Origin of the sequence: Thermomonas beijingensis, from assembly GCF_020034655.1 — a bacterium.
GTDB lineage: Bacteria > Pseudomonadota > Gammaproteobacteria > Xanthomonadales > Xanthomonadaceae > Thermomonas > Thermomonas beijingensis.
Genome location: NZ_JAIQDJ010000002.1, coordinates 377,499 through 399,646 on the forward strand (window position 1 = coordinate 377,499; position 22,148 = coordinate 399,646).

Genomic DNA, 22,148 nt, shown 5'->3' on the forward strand with positions numbered 1-22,148 from the left:
TCAATTCCGCAACGGCTTGCCGGTCTTCAACATATGCGCAATCCGCGCCTGGGTTTTTTCCTGCTGCGCCAGCGTGACGAAGTGCGTGCGCTCCAGCGTGAGCAGCCATTCCTCGTCCACCCATGCGCCGCGGTCCAGCTTGCCGCCGCATAGGATCGTGGCAATGCGTTCGGCAATCTCATTGTCGTAAGGGCTGATGAAGCGGCCCTCCAGCATATTGACCAGCAGCATCTTGAAGGTGGCGATGCCCACATCGCCGGCGACTGCAATCCGGTGCGCCGGCAGCGGCGGGCGATAACCGGCTTCGGCCAATGCGCGCGCTTCGGCCTTGGCGATATGCAACAGTTCGTGCGCATGGAACACGATCTTGTCATCGGCACGCAGCAAGCCCAATTCCTTGGCATTGAGCGCCGAGGTGGATACTTTGGCCATCGCGATGGTTTCAAACACTTTCTTCAATTCGGCAAACACATCGCCGCCAGTGGCATGTTGCGAGGCGCGCGTGGCCAGCTCTTTCAGTCCGCCACCGGCCGGGAGCAGGCCCACACCGGCTTCCACCAAGCCGATATAACTCTCCAAGTGCGCCACGGTGCGTGCGCTGTGCATCTGGAATTCGCAGCCGCCACCGAGCGCCAAGCCACGCACCGCCGACACCACCGGCACCTGTGCGTACTTGATGCGCTGGCTGGTGCGCTGGAAGTTTTCCACCATCGCGGTGAATGCATCCAGTTGGCCCGCCTGCAACGCGCCCAGTGCGCCGGCCAAGTCCGCACCGGCCGAGAACACATCAGCGTGCTGCCAAATCACCACGCCATCGAACTGCTGTTCGGCCAGCGCAATCGCCTGTTGAATACCATCCAGCACTGCGCCGGAAACGGTGTTCATTTTGGTTTTGAACGAAATGACGCCAATGCCGTCACCGTCGTGCCACAGACGCACGCCGTCGTTCTCGAAGGCGGTGGTTCCCGGCGCAAAACGCTCACCCAGGACCGGGTCCGGGAAGCGCTGGCGCTGATACACGGGTAGGGCCGAGCGCGGCACCATGGCATTGCGTGCCGGGCTGTAGCTGCCTTCGGCACTGTGCACACCCGTGCGGCCATCGGTCACCCATGCCGGCAGTGGCGCTTGGCTCATGCTCTTGCCGGCGGCGATGTCGTCATTGATCCACTGCGCAATCTGCTGCCAGCCGGCGGCCTGCCAGGTTTCAAACGGGCCAAGCTTCCAGCCGTAGCCCCAGCGAATGGCGAAATCCACATCGCGGGCGGTGTCGGCGATATCGGCCAAATGGCAGGCGCTGTAATGGAATAAATCGCGGAAGCAGGCCCACAAAAATTGCGCTTGCGGGTGCGAGGATTCACGCAATTTGGCGAATTTTTCCGCCGGGTTTTTCAGTTTCAGGATTTCCACGACGTCCGGTGCAGCGGCGCGGTCGGCAATCCGGTAGTCCTGTTTTTCCAGATCCAGCACCACGATGTCTTTGCCGACTTTGCGGAAGATGCCGGCCCCGGTTTTCTGCCCCAGCGCGCCCTTGCCGATCAATGCTTGCAACCACGCTGGCGATGCGAAATAGGCATGCCACGGATCGGCGGGCAGGGTATCGGCCATGGTCTTGATGACGTGCGCCATGGTGTCAAGCCCCACCACGTCGGAGGTGCGATACGTGGCCGACTTCGGTCGGCCCAGCAGCGGGCCGGTCAGTGCATCCACTTCATCAAACCCCAGCCCAAAGGCATGGGTGTGATGGATCACCGACAAAATCGAGAACACGCCGATGCGGTTGCCGATGAAGTTGGGGGTGTCTTTGGCAATCACCACGCCCTTGCCCAGCGCGGTGGTGAGGAAGGTTTCCAACCCTTGCAGCACGGCCGGGTCGGTGGTGTTGGCCGGGATCAGTTCGGCCAGATGCATATAGCGCGGCGGATTGAAGAAATGCACGCCGCAGAACCGATGGCGCAATTCTTCCGGCAACACCGACGCCAGCGCATTGATGCCAAGGCCCGAGGTGTTGGAGGCCAATACGGTATGCGCCGGCACGAACGGTGCAATCTTGCGATACAGGTCTTGCTTCCAATCCATGCGCTCGGCGATGGCTTCGATGATCAAGTCGCAGGTCTTGAGCTGCTCCAGACCGGTTTCGTAATTGGCTGGCGTAATCGCCTCGGCCAAGCCTTTGCCGGCCAGCGGCGCAGGCGACAGCTTGGCCAGATTGGCAATGGCTTTTTGCACGACGCCATTGGGGTCGCCGTCCTTGGCTGGCAGGTCGAACAGCACCGTATCCACACCGGCATTGGTCAGGTGCGCGGCAATTTGCGCGCCCATTACACCCGCACCCAAGACTGCGGCGCGGCGTACAAGCATTTTCTGAGACATGAGCATCAACTCCTGGACAAATCAAGAAGCGTCGGCATGAAAGCCGGCAACGGCGAAACGAATCAGCGCCTTGGCGGCGCGCTGGCGATGGGTGGCATCGGACACCCCGGCGGGGCGTTTGATCAGGCCAAAATCGGCCATCGCATAGGTCAATGCGCCGGACAAGAAATCCAGCCGGCGGTACAGCTCTTCTTTGCTCAACTCCGGCACGCAAGCGTGGATGGCCTTGGCGAAGGTGCGTGGGACATGGCCGTATTGGTCGGACAAAAACTTGCGCAAGCCGGCATTGCTCTCGGCATAGGCACGCGCAATCACCCGAATGAACGCCGCACCACCGTGGCGGTCTTGCGCCATCGCCAGTGCCGGCTCCACGAACGCCGCCAGGATCGGCTCCAGCTTGCCGGGTGCGGTATCGATGGCTTGCTGCAAGGCGGCAATACGCTGCGCGCTCATCTCGTCCATGCGCCGGCGGAACACCTCGTTGATGAGGTTGTCTTTGCTGCCGAAGTGGTAATTGACCGCCGCGATATTGACGTCGGCGCGGCTGGTCACCTGCCGTAGCGAGGTTGAAGCGAATCCCTGCTGGGCGAACAAATCCTCCGCCGCGTGCAGGATCCGATCCTTGGTTGAGAAGTGTTGCAGGCTCATGCAGGCTCCACATCGAATCAAACGCTTGTTTGAGATTATGCCGTACGCATGCGTATGTCAACCGGGGTGGGCCCATTTAAGCGTCGGGGTATCCTGCAATCAGGTGCAAAGCAATGGATTTGGCAGCGATGGGGGCGCTTGCTGTAAACCACTGGTACGGCCAATGCGGGGCAGATGCTGCAAGTGGTTGCCACCGTGTGCGCTGGCCCGGTTTGGCAATGTCCTGTCGGTCATAATGCACACATGAGCATCCAGGATTTCCTCGTCGCCATCCCCGCCCGTTTTGCCGCATCGCGCTTGCCGGGCAAGCCGCTGCGCTTGATTGGCGGCGAACCGATGGTGTTGCACGTAGCGAAGCGTGCGCTTGCCGCCGGTGCGCGTGCCGTGTGGGTAGCCACGGATGACGCCCGTATTGCCGAGGCATTGCAAAGCAGCGGTGTGCACGTGGCGATGACTTCGCCGGATCACGCATCCGGTACTGATCGGCTGGCCGAATGTGCACGCATCGCGGGTTGGCCGGACGATGCCATCGTGGTCAACCTGCAGGGGGATGAGCCGTTTGCACCCGCCGATGGCATTGCCTGCGTGGCGCGCACTGTGGTCGATAGCGGTGCAGGAATTGCCACGTTGGCTACACCGATTGCCGATATTGAATCGTTGTTGGATTCCAACGTGGTGAAAGTGGTGCGCGCCAGTCAAGGCGATGCCCTGTATTTCAGCCGTGCGCCGATTCCGTATCCACGCGATGCGTTTGCACACGATCGCAGCGTGATGCCGCAGGGCCAATGGCTGCGGCATATCGGCATTTACGGCTATCGGGTCTCGTCCCTGCGTGCATTTGCCGCACTGCCAGTCGGCGCGCTTGAGCGTACCGAATCGCTGGAGCAGTTGCGTGCGTTGGAGGCCGGCTGGCGAATTGCGGTGGCCTTAGCCCCGTCCGTCTTCCCACCAGGGGTAGATACTGCCGAGGACTTGGCGCGCGCCGAACGTATTTTCATGGAGCAAAACTCAAGGAGCGCACGTGGCTAAGCCATTTTCCATTCTCATGGTGTGCCTGGGCAATATTTGCCGCTCACCCACCGCCGAAGGTGTGTTACGCGCCCGGTTGACGCAGGCGGGGCTGGCCGATTGGGTGCACGTGGATTCAGTGGGGACTGGCGATTCGCATGTGGGGCAAGCCCCGGATTCGCGCGCCATTGCTTGTGCCGGTAAACACGATGTGGATATTTCCATGTTGCGCGCACGCCGGCTGACACTGGAAGATTTTGATGCATTCGATGTGTTGCTATGTGCCGACCGCACCATCTTGCACGATGCGCGCATCCGCAAACCACGCACCTCGCACGCGCAGGTGGAGTTGCTGCTGGAATGGGCGGGGATGGGGAAGAAAGATGTACCCGATCCGTACTACGGCAGTACACGCGACTTCGAACAGGCATTCAAATTGATTGATAACGCGGCATCAGCAATTGTTGAGCGGGTACGCGAGCGACGCTTTTAAGTGATCGATGTGAGCGTGCATTTGCATAGGAATCTGCAGCGTAGATGAGCCAGCACCCGCCCGATGCGGCTGTGTTTGATGGTCGCGCGTTTGCGGCATCATTGCCTTTGGTGCCGGGTGTGTACCGCATGTTCGACGCTGACGATGCAGTGTTGTACGTCGGCAAAGCGCGGGCGTTGCGCAATCGCGTGAGCAGTTACTTCAATGCCACCCCCAAGGTCGCACGCATCATGGCGATGTTGGCGCAGGTGGCGCGAATGGAGGTCACTGTCACCCGCAGCGAAGCCGATGCCTTGTTGCTGGAAAACCAGCTGATCAAATCACTCAAGCCACGCTACAACGTGTTGCTGCGGGATGACAAAAGCTACCCTTATATTCTGTTGACCAAGCACGCCTCGCCACGGATAGGTCTGCATCGCGGCCCGCGATCGGTGCCGGGGCGTTACTTTGGCCCGTATCCAAGCACCGGTGCCGTGCGCGACACCTTGAACATGATGCAGAAATTGTTTCGCCTGCGTAGTTGCGAAGACAGCGTGTTCAATAATCGCAGCCGGCCTTGCCTGCAATATCAGATTGGGCGCTGCAGCGCGCCCTGTGTGGATTTGATCAAGCCCGACGACTATGCCGAATCGGTCCGTCGTGCGACATTGTTTTTGGAAGGCCGCAGCGATGCGCTGACCGGCGAGCTGGAAATGGCCATGCAGGCGGCGAGTGAGCAACTGGAGTTCGAGCAGGCCGCACGTTTGCGCGATCTGATTGCTGGCATTCGCAAGTTGCAAGTACGCCAGTTTGTGGATGGTCGCAGCGCTGATCTGGATGTGTTGGCAGTGGCGCAACAGGGCGCGATGGCCTGTGTCTTGTTGCTGGCATTCCGTGATGGTCGAAATTTGGGGACGCGCGCGTTCTTTCCTAAAACCAATGGCGAAGAGAATGCACCTGACGTATTGGCTGCATTCGTATCGCAGTATTACGCAGAACAGGCACCGCCCAGCGAGATCGTGCTGGAGCACGACATCCCCGAGCGTGGTTTGATCGAGCAAGCGCTGAGCGAGCACGCGGGTCGAAAGGTTGAGTTGCGCTTCAACGTGCGCGGCGAGCGCGCCGCACACGTGGATATGGCGCGGCGTAACGCGCAATTGGCATTGGCCACCGAGTTGACCAGCAGCAGTGCGCAACACGCACGACTGGAAGGCTTGCGTGACTTGCTGGGCATGCAGGAGTCACCGGCGCGGATTGAATGTTTCGACATTAGTCACACCATGGGCGAGGCTACGGTGGCGTCGTGTGTGGTATTCGATGCCCAGGGCGCAGTGCGCAAGCAATATCGACGCTACAACATCAATGGCATCGAGCCGGGTGATGATTACGCCGCCATGCATCAAGCCCTGCAACGGCGGTTTCGGGCTGCTGCGGAAGGGCAGCCCGATGTCGTGCTGCCGGATGTGCTGCTGATTGATGGTGGTGCCGGGCAACTGGCGCAGGCGCGTGATGTCTTGATTGATGCGGGCATTCAAGGTGTGATTCTGGTGGGTGTGGCCAAGGGGCCGGCGCGCAAGGCGGGGGATGAAACCCTGCTGCTGCCGGATGGGCGTGAGGTGCAGCCAGGTGCGGCATCGCCGGCATTGCAACTGGTGCAACAAGTGCGCGACGAGGCGCACCGCTTCGCTATCACCGGGCACCGTGGCAAGCGCCAGAAGGCGCGCACCACCAGCCGCTTGCAAGATATCGCCGGTATCGGGCCTCGCCGACGAGCAGCCTTGCTCAAGCATTTTGGCGGTCTGCCGGCGCTGCGAGCAGCGGCGGTGGATGACATTGCGCGCGTCGATGGTGTCAACCGGGCTTTGGCCGAACGCATCTGGAACAGCTTGCACGGCCTGTCGCATGACGCAGATACGACGAGTGCCCCGTAGAATATACGCATGAGACTGACCATCCCGACCTGGTTGACCTTGGCACGCATTGCGTTGATTCCGGTGCTGGTGGTGGTGTACTACCTCGATTATCGCTGGACCAATATCGCCGCAACTGCGATCTTTGCATTGGCCTCGATTACCGATTGGCTGGATGGCTGGATTGCGCGCCGCTACCAGCAATTTTCCAGATTCGGTGCATTTTTGGATCCGGTGGCCGACAAGTTGATGGTATCCACCGCATTGGTCATCACTGTGCAACACCATCACACCGTGTGGATGGCGCTGTGGGCCAGCGTGATCATTGGCCGCGAGATCGCGGTTTCCGCATTGCGCGAGTGGATGGCTGAATTGGGCCTGCGCGGCAAAGTCGCAGTGGCGATGGTGGGCAAGGTCAAGACCACGGTGCAGATGATCGCGCTGGGATTTTTGCTGTACCGCGAGCCATTGTGGGGGATGCCGATCTTCCTGATTGGCGAATGGCTATTGGCAGCGTCCGCGCTGCTGACGTTGTGGTCAGGGTTTGAGTACCTGCGCGCGGCTTGGCCTTCACTGACTGCCGAAGATGAAAAAAGTTGAAATGCAGGCGTTGACTCAATCGAAACTTTCCGTACAATAGCGGGCTCAACGCGGGAATAGCTCAGTTGGTAGAGCACGACCTTGCCAAGGTCGGGGTCGAGGGTTCGAGTCCCTTTTCCCGCTCCAGTTTCAGCGAAGCCCCATTCGTGGGGCTTTATTGTTTAAGTGTTTGGTTCATGTGTTGCGTCATCCGGCCGGGTGGCAGAGTGGTTATGCAGCGGACTGCAAATCCGCGTACGCCGGTTCAATTCCGACCTCGGCCTCCACAATTCAAGCGGGAATAGCTCAGTTGGTAGAGCACGACCTTGCCAAGGTCGGGGTCGAGGGTTCGAGTCCCTTTTCCCGCTCCAGTGGTCTGAAGCCTCGCTCACGCGGGGCTTTGTTTTTTCGGTCGATTGGACCTGCCATGACGTAAGCTTGCACCCATGCCTGGGTGGCGAAATCGGTAGACGCACCGGACTTAAAATCCGTCGGTCGCAAGACCATGAGGGTTCGAGTCCCTCCCCAGGCACCATTGCAGCCACGCATTTGGAGGTGCCATGTCGCGCTATACCGCTTATGCCGCCAGCATTGCGCTGGCTTTCGGCGCGTTGGCACTGGCGCAGTGGCACCCGCATGCGTGGTGGGCGGTAGCAGTGTTTGCCGGGTTGGCGCTGCTGGGGACGCTGGACATGTTGCAGCGCAAAAGCACGCTGCGCCGCAATTTCCCGATCCTGGCGCATTTTCGCTATGGGCTGGAAACCATCGGCCCGGAGATGCGGCAGTACTTCATCCAGTCCGATACCGAGCGGGTGCCGTTTTCTCGCGAGCAACGCGCGTTGATCTACCAGCGTGCCAAGCATGTCAACGACGTGCGCCCGTTTGGCACCTTGCAGGACGTGTACGGCGTGGATTACGAATGGATCAACCATTCGATGGCACCGGCCGAAGTGGCCAATCACGATTTTCGTATCACGATCGGCGAGGACTGCGCGCAGCCGTATTCGGCCAGTGTCTTCAATATTTCCGCGATGAGTTTCGGTGCATTATCGGCAGCGGCCATTCGCGCACTCAATGGCGGTGCCAAACGGGGCGGGTTCTATCACGACACCGGCGAAGGCTCGATTTCGCCGTATCACCGCGAGGCCGGCGGGGATTTGGTGTGGGAATTGGGCTCGGGCTATTTTGGTTGCCGCAATCATGACGGCAGCTTCAATGCCCAGCGCTTCACCGAACAGGCGCGTGATGCGCAGGTGAAAATGATCGAGGTCAAGCTGTCGCAGGGCGCAAAGCCTGGCCATGGCGGGGTGTTGCCGGCGGCCAAACTCAGCGCCGAAATTGCCGCCACCCGCGGTGTGCCGATGGGCCAGGATTGCGTCTCGCCGGCGCGCCATTCGGCATTCTCCACGCCGCTGGAGTTGCTGCAATTTGTCGCCCATTTGCGTGAGTTGTCGGGTGGCAAGCCCACCGGCTTCAAGTTGGCGCTGGGGCATCCATGGGAATGGTTTGGCATCGCCAAGGCGATGCACGAAAGCGGTCTGCTGCCCGATTTCATCGTGGTCGATGGCGCTGAAGGTGGCACCGGCGCGGCTCCGGCGGAATTTGTGGATCATGTGGGCGTGCCGATGCACGAAGGTCTGATGTTGGTGCACAACACGCTGGTGGGTGTGGGGCTGCGGGATCGCATCAAAATCGGCGCGGCTGGCAAGATCACCAGCGCCTTCGACATTGCACGCACCTTGGCGATGGGCGCGGATTGGTGCAATGCCGCGCGCGGTTACATGTTTGCGCTGGGCTGCATCCAGTCCTTGAATTGCCATACCAATCGCTGCCCCACCGGGATTGCCACCCAGGACCCGTCGCGCTGGAGGCATCTGGATGTGCCCGACAAAACCACCCGCGTGTTCGAGTTCCACGACAACACCCTGCGCGCCCTGCGCGACTTGTTGTGCGCGGCGGGGTTGAGCCACCCGGATCAGTTAGGCCCGGAACACATCCTGCGTCGGGTCTCGCCCACCGAGGTGCGCTCGCTGGCTGCACGCTACCGCTATCTGGCACCAGGCGTGCTGCTGCGCGGTGATGATCCGGGGCATGCGGTGTTCCGCGATTATTGGGACACGGCGCGTAGTGATGCCTTTATGCCACCTGCGAATGTCCTGGAGCTGCGTGGCAGCAAGGCCAGCTGATACTCTTTGCTGCATCAAAAACGTGTTGTTGCTGCCTTGACTATCTCACTGTCTCATTTGGATCGGCTTGAAGCCGAAAGCCTGCACATCCTGCGCGAAGTGGCCGCCGAGTTTCAAAACCCGGTGCTGTTGTACTCAGTGGGCAAGGACAGCTCGGTGCTGTTGCACCTGCTGCTGAAAGCGTTTTATCCGGCGCGTCCGCCGATTCCGCTGTTGCATGTGGATACCGGCTGGAAGTTTCGCGAAATGATCGCCTTCCGCGACCAGCGTGCCGCCGAAACCGGCGTGCAGCTGCGCGTGCATCAGAATCCCGATGGCGTGGCGCAGGGCATCAGCCCGATCAGCCACGGTGCCACCGTGCATACCGATGTGATGAAAACCCAAGGCTTGAAGCAGGCGCTGGACAAGTACGGCTTCGATGCCGCCATTGGCGGTGCCCGCCGCGATGAAGAAAAGTCGCGTGCCAAGGAACGCATCTTCAGCTTCCGCAACGCCCAGCACCGCTGGGATCCGAAGAGCCAGCGCCCGGAGTTATGGAATCTGTACAACGCGCGCATCCACAAGGGTGAATCAGTGCGTGCCTTTCCATTGTCCAACTGGACCGAGCTCGACATCTGGTTGTACATCTATCGCGAAAACATCCCGGTGCCTTCGCTGTATTTGGCTGCGCAGCGCCCGGTGGTGGAACGCGATGGCGCATTGATCATGGTCGATGACGATCGCTTGCCGCTGCGTGAGGGTGAAGTGCCGATGCACAAGCAAGTGCGTTTTCGCACGCTGGGCTGCTACCCATTGACCGGCGCGATTGAATCACAGGCCGACACGCTGGAAAAAATCATTGCCGAAATGCTGGTGGCGACCACCTCGGAACGGCAGGGGCGGGTGATCGACCACGATCCCACCGCCTCGATGGAAAAGAAAAAGCAAGAGGGCTATTTCTGATGCGCATGGATGATGCCAACGCGCAGGTGGCCGCCTACCTGCAACAGCACGAAACCAAAGGCCTGCTGCGTTTCATCACTTGCGGCAGCGTGGACGATGGCAAGAGCACCTTGATTGGTCGCCTGCTGCACGACACCAAATTGCTGCTGGACGATCAAGTCAGCGCGCTGGAAGCCGACAGCCGCAAGCATGGTACCCAGAACGGCGAGATCGACTTTGCGTTGCTGGTCGATGGGCTGGCGGCCGAGCGCGAGCAGGGCATCACCATTGATGTGGCCTACCGCTTCTTCGGTACTGATCGCCGCAAATTCATCGTCGCCGACTGCCCCGGCCACGAGCAGTACACCCGCAATATGGCCACCGGCGCATCCACCGCGGATTTGGCAGTGGTGCTGGTGGATGCGCGCAAGGGGCTGCTCACCCAGACCCGTCGCCACAGCTACATCGTCAAACTGCTCGGCATCAAGCGGGTGCTGCTGGCCGTCAACAAGATGGACTTGGTCGGTTTCGATCAGGCCGTGTTTGAGGGCATTGCCGGGCATTACCGTGCGCTGGCAGCGCAGCTGGGGATCGCGCATGTGGACTGCATCCCGCTGTCGGCATTGCGCGGCGACAACATGATCACGCGCTCGGCAGCCATGCCGTGGTATCACGGCCCGGCACTGCTGGAACATCTGGAAACCGTGCCGGTAGAAGGCTCTTCGGCACATGCCGCATTCCGCATGCCGGTGCAATGGGTATGCCGGCCGAACCAGGATTTCCGCGGCTTTGCCGGCACCGTGGCCGCCGGTAAAGTGGCACCCGGGGATGCGGTCATTGTGCTGCCATCCGGTCGCCGTTCCAGCGTGGCGCGGGTGGTGACTGCCGACGGCGACTTGGCGCAGGCAGTCGAAGGCCAAGCCGTCACCTTGACGCTGGCCGATGAGATCGACGCCAGCCGCGGTGATGTGATTGCCGTCGTGTCTGATGTGCCGGAAGTGGCCGATCAATTTGCCGCGCATCTGTTGTGGATGGGCGATGCGCCGCTGCTGCCGGGGCGCCCGTACCTGCTCAAAGTGGGGGCGCGTACCGTGGGTGCCTCCATTACCGAAATCAAGCACAAGGTGGACGTCAACACGCAGGATGCGCTGGCCGCCAAGCATCTGGAGTTGAATGAAGTTGCGGTGTGCAATCTGCATCTGGATCAGCCCATCGCATTTGCCCCTTATGCCGATAACAAGGTGCTGGGTGGCTTCATCCTGATCGACCGTCAAAGCAATGCTACCGTCGCCGCCGGCACGCTGGATTTCGCACTACGTCGCGCCGGCAATATCCATTGGCAACATCTGGATGTGGACAAGGCTGCACGTGCACGCAGCAAACACCAAAGCCCGCGTTGCCTGTGGTTTACCGGCCTGTCCGGTGCCGGCAAATCCACCATCGCCAACTTGGTGGACAAGAAACTGCTGGCGATGGGGCGGCACGCCTATGTGCTGGATGGCGACAATGTGCGGCATGGCCTGAACAAAGATCTGGGATTCACCGATGAGGACCGGGTGGAAAATATCCGTCGCGTCGCAGAGGTGGCCAAACTCATGGTGGATGCCGGCTTGATCGTGCTGGTCAGTTTCATCAGCCCATTCCGTGCCGAACGCGACATGGCGCGTAGCCTGTTCGATGCGGGCGAATTCTTGGAAGTGTTCGTGGACACGCCACTGGCCGAAGCCGAACGTCGCGATGTCAAAGGCCTGTACGCCAAGGCGCGGCGCGGCGAGCTGCGCAACTTCACCGGGATCGATTCACCTTATGAGGCGCCGCTGACACCCGAGCTGCATCTGCGCACCGATGCCGCCGACCCGGTGGCGTTGGCGGATGAAGTGGTGACTGCATTATTGCAGGCACAAAAAAACGGCCTAAGCCGTTGATTTGATTGGTGGGCGGTGCAGGGTTCGAACCTGCGACCCTTGCCGTGTGAAGGCAATGCTCTACCGCTGAGCTAACCGCCCGGTGTTGCGAGCCGCGCATTCTACAGGAGTAGGTTGTGATGGCAAGCCCTTGCAGGCGAGCAAGGGCAATTTGTCGCTGAACTGTGCTTGCCTGCAGTGGCTGCGTTCAGCTGCGAAGTTGCGTACTGCGACGCACCACGCATAATGCTAGGTCCGAGAACGAGGTTCGTGCATGCGCAACGTGCTTTCCATCTTGCTGGTTTCCATGCTGTTATTGCTTTCGGCATGCGCGAGCACAGGCACATCCAGTGGCCAGTCGCATTCCTCAATCGTCAGCAATGAGGTTGTTGGCAACAAGCTGCCACCCCCGGATACCACCAGCGCATCGGGTGCTTATGAGGGCGCAAGTGATTACCGCATTGGTGCACAGGACTTGCTTGAGATCAGCGTGTTTGGTGTGCAGGACCTGGATAAGGAGGTGCGCGTCAATTCCAACGGTCAGATTTCACTGCCCTTGATTGGCGGTGTGATGGCCGGTGGCCGCACGATTCCGGAATTGGAGCAAGACCTCGCCGGGAAGTACGCCAGCGGATTCCTGCAAAACCCCCAAGTCAGCGTGTTTGTCAAAGAGTACGCAAGCCAGCGCATCACCCTTGAAGGCGCAATCGTCAAGCCGGGCATCTATCCGATTACGGGTAAAACCACATTACTGCAAGCGATTGCATTGTCGGGTGGCGTGGATGACAAAATTGCCGATTTGGGTGGCATCGTGTTAATGCGGCAAATCGATGGCAAGCGCATGGCTGCCGTCTATGACCTGCGTGCGGTACGACGCGGGAAAATGGAAGATCCACAGGTTTATGGAGACGACATCATCGTCGTCGAGGCTTCCGGCAGCAAGTCGGCTTATCGCCGCTTCATCGAAACCATGCCGGCGCTTGGTGTTTTCGGTTGGTTATTCTGAATTCATTCAAGGACGAAATTGCATGCCGCATGATCGCTTGCCTACCCCCTCGGCTGATGCTGGCCAGCAGCTTCAATCATCTGTCGCTTATCCAGCCTTGCCGCAACGCGGGGCATCCGCGTTATTGGTACATGAATTGCAGCAAAGCGATCGCCGCGATGAGGACGAGATCGACCTATTGGCGTATTGGCACATTCTGGTCAAACGGCGTCGATTGATTGCCAGCATTCTGATTGCAGTGGTTGCGTTGGCCTTGCTGGCGACCTTGCTGGCGACACCGATTTATCGTGCATCGGCGGTATTGCAAATTGAAAAGCAAAGTAGTCAGGTCATTCAGGTTGATGGAATTCAGCCGGGAAGCGATCTGGGTGGGTGGGATCCAGACTTCCTGCAGACGCAAATCGAGTTGATCAAGAGCCGATCCTTGAGTGAGCGTGTGGCGAGTGAATTGCACATGGATCAAGCGGCAATGGATCGTCTATATGCGCCCGGGTGGTTGGACCGCATGTTGGCCCTGTTGCAGCCAAAATCCAGGCAGGCGACGAGTGGCAAAGCTGACAAACCCGCCAATCAGGCCAAGGATTTGCTGAAGAGCGCTTCCGGCATCGTTGCTGGAGGTTTGAGCGTCGATCCTGTTCGTAATTCCAAGTTGGTGGTTATCAACTTCGATAGCCCGTCGGCGCAGTTCTCGGCACGCGCTGCCAACGCGCTTGCCGATGGCTTTATTGCTGCCGGATTGGAGCGCCGCTTTGGCGCGTCGTCATATGCCAAGACCTATTTGGAAGACCAGCTCAAGCTGACCAAGGCGCGGTTGGAAGAATCCGAGCGCAAGTTGGTATTGTTCGCGCAGCAGGAGAATCTGGTCGATACCGGTGACAAAGGGCAATCGCTTGCGGTGCAGAATCTGACGCAGCTCAATGCGGCGTTGGCCACCGCGCAGGATCAGCGCATCCGCGCGCAGGCGCGTTGGCAGCAGGCTTCCGGTGGGGCGATGCCGGCGGATATGATCGGTAATTCCAATATTCGCAATTTGCAGCAGCAAAAGGGTGCGCTGCAGGCGCAGTATCAGCTGAAGCTGCAGACCTTCAAGCCGGACTATCCGGACATGCGGCAGCTCAAGAGTCAGGTGGATGAGCTGGATCGCCAGATTGGGCAGGAAATTGGAGGGGTTCGTGCATCAGTCAAAGCCGAGTATGATGCTGCCGCGAAGCAGGAACAGATGTTGATGGGCCAGATTGCAGCGCTGCGCACGCAGGCGCTGGATGTGGATGGACGCAGCATCCAGTACAACATTCTGAAGCGCGAAGTGGACACCAACCGTCAGCTCTATGACGGCCTGCTGCAGCGCTACAAGGAAGTGGGCGTTGCCGGTGATGTACGTTCCAACAACATTTCCATCATCGACCGTGCCGAAGTGCCTGATGGGCGTTTCAAGCCCAGCCTGATCCGGAATCTGGCACTGGGGGTTTTGTTGGGCGCAATGCTGGGTGTGCTGATTGCGTTTCTACTGGAGTTCTTGGACGACACACTCAAGACCCCTGAAGACATCGAGCAGAAACTCAAAATGCCGGTGTTGGGTGTGGTGCCTAAATTGGGGCCGAAGGAGAGCATGGCGGCGGTTGCAAGCAATCCGCAGTCGTCGTTCTCCGAGGCCTATCGCTCGGTACGCACGGCGCTGCAGTTTGCAACGGATCATGGCGTGCCCAAAACGTTGTTGATTTCCAGCAGTGGCCCTGGGGAGGGTAAATCGACCACCGCGCAGGCGTTGGCGCGCAACCTCACCCAGCTTGGCAAGCGTGTCATGTTGGTAGACGCCGACCTGCGCAATCCTTCCTTGCATAAAGCCTTTGGCCTGCGTGCGGAGCATGGCCTCAGTAGCCTGCTGTCAGGTGCATGCAGCTTTGCCGACGTGGTACAGCCATCGGGAGAGGAACGTCTGGATTTGATTCTGGCCGGGCCGCTGCCACCGAACCCTGCCGAGCTTTTGTCCGGTACCAAACTGATTTCATTGCTCACCGTCGCATCCGAGCGCTACGACCACGTCATCGTTGATGGGCCGCCTGTATTGGGTTTGGCCGATGCGCCGATACTTGCCAATTCGGTGGATAGCACGCTGTTGATGATCTCCAGTGGCAAAACCAAGAGCGGTGCGGCACAAGCTGCGCTGAAACGACTGCTAACGGCACGGGCACGTATCGTCGGTTGTTTGCTGACCAAATACGACGCGCGTACTGCCGGCTATGGGTATGGCTACGGGTACCAATACGAGTCGTATTACGCCTATGGCAACAAGCCAAGGCTGACCAAGGGCTGATCGATGAGCGGCGCGAATGGGGACGCGCTGGAGTGGGCGGTAGCACTGTTGCATGCGCCGGGTGAACGGCATGCGTTGCGACAGCGCTCGTTGCCGGATGGGATCACCGAACTGCTGGGAATAGCCGCGACAACCTCGCCTGAGTCATTGGCCATTGCGGCCAAACACTTCGGTGAACCGGAGTCCCGTATGCGCGAAGCTGCCCAGTTCTATGTTCGCGAAATCCTGCTGTTTCCACAGGCAGATGCCTACCGCATCCTGGGTGTCAGCGATGACGCATCGCAGGACGTCATCAAAACCCACCATCGCTTGTTGCAGCGATGGCTGCATCCAGATCGATTGCAACATGCCGGAGATGCGGTATTTGCAGCGCGGGTGAACGTCGCGTGGCAGCGTCTTCGCAATACCGCACAGCGTGCTCAATATGATGCCCACTTGCGCCAAACAGACCATTTGCCAGCGGCGCTGGATATTGGCGCCATGCCGGTCGTGCGGGTATGGGGTGCAGAGCCGCCACCCGTTCCGCCGCTGCATCGTTGGCTGCGCCGGCTGCCATTGCTGATGTTGCTGCTGGTGTGTGGTGGCTTGTTCTGGATGGTGTTGCAAGATTGGCGTCGTGAGCCTGAGTTGGCATGGGGCGAGCCTGACGTTGCCTCGGCACCCGCGCAAGCGCAGTCAGCAATATCGAGTACTTCTCAGCCAGTTACCAAAGCAGCGCGGCACCAGCATGCAGCGCCACCGGATCCGCGGGTTCCCGCCGCGACTGCGGCGCACGTCAAGCCTGGCAGGATGGCAAGTGCACTTCCTGTGGTGCCTTCGCACGGATTGGGCGAGGCGAGAGCGGCATCCATTCCGATGACAACGGCGGCAAGCCCTGTTTCGCATCGCAATAGTCGATCATCGCAACCTGGAGTGACGGCACCTGCAGTGGTTGCCGACATGACAATGACAGCACCTGTTGTCGAACCCATCTCACCACCCCATGCGGCATTGCCATCACAGGCACAAATCGCTGCTGCGCAGCAGGTCGCGGACCAGTTGTTGCGGTATATGCAGCAATTGCAGCGACCGTCACCGTCGATCTGGAATAGCCCCGTGATTCAGGTCTCTGCGGAGCAGATGCGGAAGACATTGAATGCTGCGGGGGCGCCACGTTTTGGCGCTGTGCAATGGCGCATTGGTACCGATGCCGCAGACCTTGTATCGCGGTTTCCATCGCAACCGGATGGTAGCGGTGGTGGCACGTTCACTGCCGTACTGCAATGGCGCGAAGGCCGTTGGCTGGTGACCGGGGTAGGAATGGGGCAGGAGCAATGATGACCACGGCTCGCAACGTTGTCTTGATTATCGTTTCTGGTGTGCTGTTGTTCGCAGCGTGGCGGCTGGTTGGGCAGATACTGGCCGAACGCGATGCGACCGATAATCCGGTGGCAGCCTTGTCCTGGCGGCCCGCGGATCCGGTAGCGCTCCTGCAGCTCACCGAACAGCAACGCACCAGGCAGGATCTTGCGTCGGCTGCGCAGACAGCACGCCAATTGCTGGCACACGAGCCATTGAGTGGGCAGGCATTTCGAGAATTGGGGATGATCTCCGATCAACGCGGCGATCGCGCACAGGCGAAAAAGTTGTTTGACATCGCCGCACGCCGCGCGCCGCGAGACCTCCCCACGCATGCGTGGTTAGCCCAATATGCGCTGCGGCAGCACGACTATCCCGGTGCGATGCAGCAGTTTGACATCGTGTTTCGGCAGGCGCCGGAGCGACTGGCCAGGCTGGCCCCAGCCTTGGTGCAAATGGCGAAGGAACCGGCCTTTGCCGATGCGCTGGCCGCCAGCTTGCGTACCAATCCGCCGTGGCGTGCCGCGATGCTACAGGCGTTGCAATCGCGTACGGATGACAAGGCGCAGGCGCAAGTGATGCAAAGCCTGCAATCACGTGGTGGGCTCAGTGTTGAGGAGTTTTCCCATTGGTTGAATAGCCTGATGGCACAGGGCCGTTGGGGCGAGGCCTATGCGCGCTGGGCGGATACCGTGGTCAAGCCTGGCGGCAGGCTGCCGACGCTTTTCAATGGCGACTTCAGTACGGCTCCAAGTAGCGCTGGCTTCGATTGGTACCTGCGCGACATCCCCGGTGTGTTGTTGAACGTGGAGCGGCAGGCGGCAGCACCCACGCATCAGGTGCACGTTAGTTTTATGGATCGCGGTATTCCCAGTACGGGGTTGGAGCATCCCTTGTTGTTGATGCCAGGGCACTATCGGTTGACAGTGCAGGTGCGCGGGCAGGCATTGGCGAGCGAATTGGGGTTGCGGTGGGTGTTGGCGTGTCAGTCGGGCCCACAAATAGTGGCGTTGAGCCTGCCAGCAGATGGTAGTTTTGGTTGGCGCCAGTTGACCGGAGACTTCGAAGTTCCCGATAAAAGCTGCCAGGGGCAGTGGTTACGGCTCACCAACCCGGTGTCGGGTGGAGCCGGGCAGCGAGTTGCGGGCGAGCTGTGGTTGGCAAACATGCAGATTGAACGGCTTGCCAATTGATCGAGTCGTTGTAGTCCACCCAGCCTATTGCCATTATCGATGAATGCGCGGAGGATCAGGCCTACCGCGTGTCTTGCGCTTGCCGGAAGCAAGGGGGTGCTGCATGGACGTCGTGATTGTGGATGATCTGCCGTCGGCCCGCACGTTGATGCGGCATGTTGTTCAGGAAATCGGGCCGCAGCTCAATGTGCATGATTTTGGCGTGCCCGAAGACGCACTGAATTGGTGCGAGGACAATCGTCCCGATTTGCTGCTGCTGGATTACCGCATGCCGGGCATGGATGGGCTGGAACTGGCTAGGGCATTTCGCAAATCGCTGCGCAATCGGGATGTGCCCATCGTGCTGGTCACGGTGGTGGAGGATGCGCCAGTGCGGCAGGCGGCGCTGGATGCCGGTGTCATCGACTTTGTGGTCAAGCCCATTAAACCTCGTGACGTGCGTGCGCGCTGTCGTAATCTGCTGCAACTTCGGCAGCAGTCCGAATCGGTCAAGCAACGTGCGTTGTCACTGGAGCAGCGTTTGCTGGCCAGCATGCATGAAGTGGAAGAGCGCGAGCGCGAAACCCTGTCGCGGCTGGCGCGCGCCATCGAGTTCCGTGATACCGGCACCAGCGCTTATCTGGAACGCATGGCGCATGTGGCAGGGGTGATTGCAGAAGGACTTGGCTTGCCCGAAGAACAAGTGCGTTTGATCGAATTGGCGGCACCACTGCACGATATTGGCAAAATTGCCATTCCCGATGCCATCTTGATGAAGCCCGGCCCGTTGGAACCGCATGAGCGTGACCATATGAAGCAGCACCCGCGGATCGGCTACGAACTGTTGCAAGACAGCCAGAATCGTTTTATCCAAGTGGGCGCGCAAATTGCCCTGCGCCATCATGAATGGTGGGATGGCAGCGGCTATCCGGACGGGTTGCGAGGACACGCCATTCCGATTGAAGCGCGGGTGGTGACGGTGGCCGATGTGTTCGATGCGTTGCTGTCGCCACGGCCCTATAAGCAGGCGTGGAGCATTGGGCGCACACTGGAATACATCGGCTCACAAAGCGGCACTATGCTGGATCCAGGGTGCGTGCGTGCATTGATGAACAATTTGCCGCGCATCTACGACATCTGCGATCGGTATTCCCATGTCCAACCCGGCCGAGCCACGGGTTGAGGGCTTGCACGTGGGTATCGGCCTCATTTGGTCAAAGTTGCAACAGCGTGATGACAGCGAGCACACGCAAGTTTTTGTGCGCATTGTCATCACGTTTTTGTTCTGCCTGTATTTGGGGTGGCTAGTCGGCTCAGGCGACGCTAGTCCGCAGTTGCGCGCCACGTGGATGATTTTGTTGGCCGAGTTGGGGCTGTCGGTGGTATTGCTGGCGGCCATCGTAGCGTCGCCGGCCCCCTCGCACCCGCGTCGATGGCTGGGCATGCTGGCGGATTATGCGTCGATGGGCGGCGTCATGTACTTGCAGGGCGAGCAGGCCGCGCCGCTGTATGCCGTGTATCTGTGGGTCACCATCGGCAATGGTTTGCGCTACGGCTCGGGTTATCTATATGCCGCAACCGTGTTGGCGGCGCTGTCCTTTGGAAGCATGGCGGCGATGACGGCGTATTGGCAGCAAAATCCCTATCTGTCATGGGGATTGCTGTTGGGGGTGGTGGCGGTACCGCTGTATTTCGCCAGTTTGTTGAAAGCCTTGACTGTTGCGATGGAAGACGCGCGACGCGCGAATCAGGCCAAGAGCCGCTTCCTGGCAAACATGAGCCATGAGTTTCGCACCCCATTGAATGGGCTTTCGGGTATGTCCGAATTGTTGGCCAGCACCCGTCTGGATGCCGAGCAACGCGGTTATCTGGAAACCCTGCAAGCAGCAACGCATTCGCTGCTGGCATTGGTCGAGGATGTGCTGGACATTTCAGTGATCGAAGCAGGCAAGTTGAAGATACGCCAGGAAACATTCGAGTTGCCCGTGTTGCTGAATCAGATCAACTTGATGCTGCGCCCGCAGGCGCGCAACAAGCAGCTGGATTACGTGGTTACGTTGATGACCGACGTGCCGGCAAGGTTGCGCGGTGATCCCAGGCATTTGCAGCAGGTATTGGTGAATCTGCTCAGTAATGCCATCAAATTTACCCGGAAGGGTGAGGTGCGGATGACGGTGGCGCAAGCGGCTGCCAGCGATGGCCATGTGCGTTTGCGTTTTACCGTATCGGATACTGGAATTGGCATCCCTGCGTCAGCGCGCGCGCGCTTGTTTGATGCGTTTGAACAGGCCGACAACAGCTTGGTGCGCCGGCACGGCGGCACCGGGCTGGGTACCGCCATTGCCAAGGGTTTGACCGAAGCGATGGGGGGTAGCATCGGGTTTGAAAGCCGTGAGCATGTTGGCAGTCGTTTCTGGATTGAATTGCCGTTTGAAGTCCCAGTTGCGTTGGAATGCGCAAGCTTTGAATCCGCTCCGACACCACCACCTGTGCAGGTGGCAAGTCCGGCACCGGCGCTGAATATTATCGATTTTGCCGATCCCTTCTTGCGTCATCGTGCACGAGTCAAGCCCTTGCGTATCTTGGTCGCCGATGACCACGCTGCCAATCGCCTGCTGCTGCAGACCGTGTTGCAAAAGGCAGGGCATCGGGTGATGGCAGTGGAAGATGGCGAAGCGGCATTGGAGGCTCTGGCCAGCGGCGGTTTTGATCTGGCGTTGATTGACCTGCACATGCCATCCATGAGTGGCATTGACCTGTTGCGGCAGCTGCGGGTGATGGAGGCTGGCCGGCATGAGGCGACACCTGTCATTGTGGTCAGTGCAGATGCGATGGCCGACACCCTGCAAGCCTGCCGCAATGCGGGCGCACGCGCGTATATCACCAAGCCGTTTACCGCAGGCCGGTTACTTGAAGCCATTGCCGAAATCGTGTCCGGGGAGCGGCCGGGTGAAGCCGAGCCGGTGGTGCAATTGCAACATGACAGCAACGCGCAAGTACTCGATGCAACGGCATTGGATGAGTTTGCCGCACTCGGCATGGGCAAAGCTTTCGAAACCGAATTTATCGGCCAATGTGTGACCGATGCGCGGATGGCCTTGGTTCGGATGCGGCAGGCGATCGTGGTGGCTGATTGGGAGCAGTATCGTGATCAGGCGCACGCGTTGAAGGGCGTGGCCAGCAATCTTGGCTTGCGCCAATGCAGCACCTTGAGCAGTGCGCTGATGCGAATGAGTGGCATCGAGCTGGCCCGTGATGGTCAGCGTCATTGCGATACCCTGGCCGACTGCCTGCGGCGTGGTGAGCAAGCACTCGCGGCGCGCGGCAGCTGGGTGCCGGCGCGCGAGGAAACACCATAGCGGGGACTCAGGCGTGTGCCGTTACCGGCTCGCCGTGGCGGCGATACTGCGCACGTACCAGCCGTTCCATGGTGCGCAGGGATTTTTCTCCCAACTGCAATGCGGTCTCCACCCACACTGCGGTGATGGCCATCATGCCCTCCAAGCTGATCGGCTGGGCCATCGCGCGTACCTTGTGCATGGCGCTGCGTGCGTGCGCGATGCGGCGATTGCCGCGAATGACCTCGTCCACCGCCAACTGGCCTTGACCGCGGGGCGCCAGCACATCCACTAGGCCCATTCGGTACAACTCATCGCTGGAATGAATATCACCGGAGAGCATCAGTCTTTCGGCCTGATGCGGAGCAATGCGTTTGCACAGGAACGAATACGCGCCCATTCCCGGGAATAGGTCAAACAATACCTCCGGCAAGCCCATTCCCACGCCTTCCTCGGCAACGATGGTGTGGCAGCTCAGTGCAGCTTCAAAGCCACCGCCCAAGGCATCGCCTTGCACCAGCGCAATGCTGTGGGCGCCCGCATCCAGCCCCGCATGAAATGCATGTACGCCACGCACGCATTGCTGTGCATAGGTCAGCAAGGCAGGGCGATCTTGCCTGCGGATCGCATCGCAAAAATATTCCAGATCACCGCCTAGATTGAATGCATCGCAGTCCGAGGCCAGTACCACGTGGTGCAACCCGCCGTCGCGTTGTTGTGCTTCAACTTGCAGGCGAGCGCCGAGCAGATGTTGGTATTGCAGAATTTCGGCTACCAGTGCCGGCTTGAAGCAGGCACGGCCGGCGCGTTGCACCAGATCGGCGTGCATGTGGCACCAATGCACAGTGCCATCGGAAGTGGCGTGTGTGCGCAGAGTGGAGTAGCGGGGATTGGGGGAGAGTTGTTCAATAGTTGCAGTGGCCATGATCGCTCCAGACAGAGGCTGCCAGCGTGGGCCAGCGCGGCAGGGTGCGGAGGAAGC

Annotated in this window: 16 protein-coding genes and 5 tRNA genes; 17 read left to right on the plus strand and 4 right to left on the minus strand. The window is 59.8% G+C overall.

Annotated elements, in window-relative coordinates; translation table 11 throughout:
* Together K7B09_RS07585 and K7B09_RS07590 are read right to left on the minus strand one after the other, a co-directional pair.
* Nucleotides 1-2,370: a 3-hydroxyacyl-CoA dehydrogenase/enoyl-CoA hydratase family protein gene (locus K7B09_RS07585; protein ID WP_223628470.1), complete on the minus strand. Its 2,370-nt coding sequence runs from the start codon at nt 2,368-2,370 to the stop codon at nt 1-3.
* 21 nt (nt 2,371-2,391) lie between these two features.
* On the minus strand, nt 2,392-3,018 hold the full coding sequence (locus tag K7B09_RS07590; RefSeq protein WP_223628472.1) for a TetR/AcrR family transcriptional regulator: 627 nt from the start codon (nt 3,016-3,018) through the stop codon (nt 2,392-2,394).
* Between the two features lie 249 nt (nt 3,019-3,267).
* Between K7B09_RS07590 and kdsB the strand changes: the two genes are divergently transcribed.
* From kdsB to cysN, 11 genes are all read left to right on the plus strand, one after another.
* The gene (kdsB, locus tag K7B09_RS07595) at nt 3,268-4,047 is read left to right on the plus strand and encodes a 3-deoxy-manno-octulosonate cytidylyltransferase (RefSeq protein ID WP_223628778.1); all 780 of its coding nucleotides are present in this window, start codon (nt 3,268-3,270) and stop codon (nt 4,045-4,047) included.
* Nucleotides 4,048-4,063: 16 nt separating this feature from the next.
* Entirely contained in the window at nt 4,064-4,519 is a 456-nt protein-coding gene (locus K7B09_RS07600) for a low molecular weight protein-tyrosine-phosphatase (protein WP_223628779.1), read from the plus strand.
* Between the two features lie 44 nt (nt 4,520-4,563).
* Nucleotides 4,564-6,429 carry an excinuclease ABC subunit UvrC gene (gene uvrC, locus K7B09_RS07605; protein ID WP_223628475.1) on the plus strand — a complete coding sequence of 622 codons (1,866 nt, stop codon included), beginning with the start codon at nt 4,564-4,566 and terminating at the stop codon, nt 6,427-6,429.
* 9 nt (nt 6,430-6,438) lie between these two features.
* Nucleotides 6,439-7,008, plus strand: coding sequence for a CDP-diacylglycerol--glycerol-3-phosphate 3-phosphatidyltransferase (pgsA, locus tag K7B09_RS07610; protein ID WP_223628477.1), 570 nt, complete (start codon nt 6,439-6,441; stop codon nt 7,006-7,008).
* A 50-nt stretch (nt 7,009-7,058) separates the two neighbouring features.
* Nucleotides 7,059-7,134, plus strand: a tRNA-Gly gene (locus K7B09_RS07615).
* 66 nt (nt 7,135-7,200) lie between these two features.
* Nucleotides 7,201-7,274: transfer RNA gene (locus K7B09_RS07620), tRNA-Cys, on the plus strand.
* An 8-nt stretch (nt 7,275-7,282) separates the two neighbouring features.
* Nucleotides 7,283-7,358, plus strand: a tRNA-Gly gene (locus K7B09_RS07625).
* A 77-nt stretch (nt 7,359-7,435) separates the two neighbouring features.
* A tRNA-Leu gene (locus K7B09_RS07630) sits at nt 7,436-7,522 on the plus strand.
* A gap of 25 nt (nt 7,523-7,547) precedes the next feature.
* Entirely contained in the window at nt 7,548-9,173 is a 1,626-nt protein-coding gene (locus tag K7B09_RS07635; RefSeq protein WP_223628480.1) for an FMN-binding glutamate synthase family protein, read from the plus strand.
* Nucleotides 9,174-9,182: 9 nt separating this feature from the next.
* On the plus strand, nt 9,183-10,115 hold the full coding sequence (gene cysD, locus K7B09_RS07640) for a sulfate adenylyltransferase subunit CysD (RefSeq protein WP_288969226.1): 933 nt from the start codon (nt 9,183-9,185) through the stop codon (nt 10,113-10,115).
* 5 nt (nt 10,116-10,120) lie between these two features.
* Nucleotides 10,121-12,019: a sulfate adenylyltransferase subunit CysN gene (cysN, locus tag K7B09_RS07645; RefSeq protein ID WP_223628486.1), complete on the plus strand. Its 1,899-nt coding sequence runs from the start codon at nt 10,121-10,123 to the stop codon at nt 12,017-12,019.
* A gap of 6 nt (nt 12,020-12,025) precedes the next feature.
* Here the strand turns inward: cysN and K7B09_RS07650 are convergent.
* Nucleotides 12,026-12,100: transfer RNA gene (locus tag K7B09_RS07650), tRNA-Val, on the minus strand.
* Between the two features lie 172 nt (nt 12,101-12,272).
* Here K7B09_RS07650 and K7B09_RS07655 point away from each other — a divergent pair.
* From K7B09_RS07655 to K7B09_RS07680, 6 genes are all read left to right on the plus strand, one after another.
* Entirely contained in the window at nt 12,273-13,004 is a 732-nt protein-coding gene (locus K7B09_RS07655) for a polysaccharide biosynthesis/export family protein (protein ID WP_223628489.1), read from the plus strand.
* 22 nt (nt 13,005-13,026) lie between these two features.
* Complete coding sequence (locus tag K7B09_RS07660; protein WP_223628493.1) at nt 13,027-15,318, plus strand: GumC family protein; 2,292 nt, start codon at nt 13,027-13,029, stop codon at nt 15,316-15,318.
* A gap of 3 nt (nt 15,319-15,321) precedes the next feature.
* Nucleotides 15,322-16,635: a J domain-containing protein gene (locus K7B09_RS07665; protein WP_223628495.1), complete on the plus strand. Its 1,314-nt coding sequence runs from the start codon at nt 15,322-15,324 to the stop codon at nt 16,633-16,635.
* Nucleotides 16,635-17,849 carry a tetratricopeptide repeat protein gene (locus K7B09_RS07670; RefSeq protein ID WP_223628497.1) on the plus strand — a complete coding sequence of 405 codons (1,215 nt, stop codon included), beginning with the start codon at nt 16,635-16,637 and terminating at the stop codon, nt 17,847-17,849. Before K7B09_RS07665 ends, K7B09_RS07670 begins: the two co-directional genes overlap by 1 nt.
* 103 nt (nt 17,850-17,952) lie before the next feature.
* Entirely contained in the window at nt 17,953-19,011 is a 1,059-nt protein-coding gene (locus tag K7B09_RS07675) for a response regulator (protein ID WP_223628499.1), read from the plus strand.
* Nucleotides 18,983-21,187, plus strand: a complete 2,205-nt coding sequence (locus K7B09_RS07680) for an ATP-binding protein (protein ID WP_223628503.1) — start codon at nt 18,983-18,985, stop codon at nt 21,185-21,187. The genes K7B09_RS07675 and K7B09_RS07680 overlap by 29 nt, the downstream gene beginning before the upstream one ends.
* 7 nt (nt 21,188-21,194) lie before the next feature.
* On the opposite strand, the gene K7B09_RS07685 is transcribed toward K7B09_RS07680, so the two are convergent.
* On the minus strand, nt 21,195-22,091 hold the full coding sequence (locus K7B09_RS07685) for a crotonase/enoyl-CoA hydratase family protein (protein ID WP_223628505.1): 897 nt from the start codon (nt 22,089-22,091) through the stop codon (nt 21,195-21,197).
* Nucleotides 22,092-22,148: the final 57 nt, after the last annotated feature.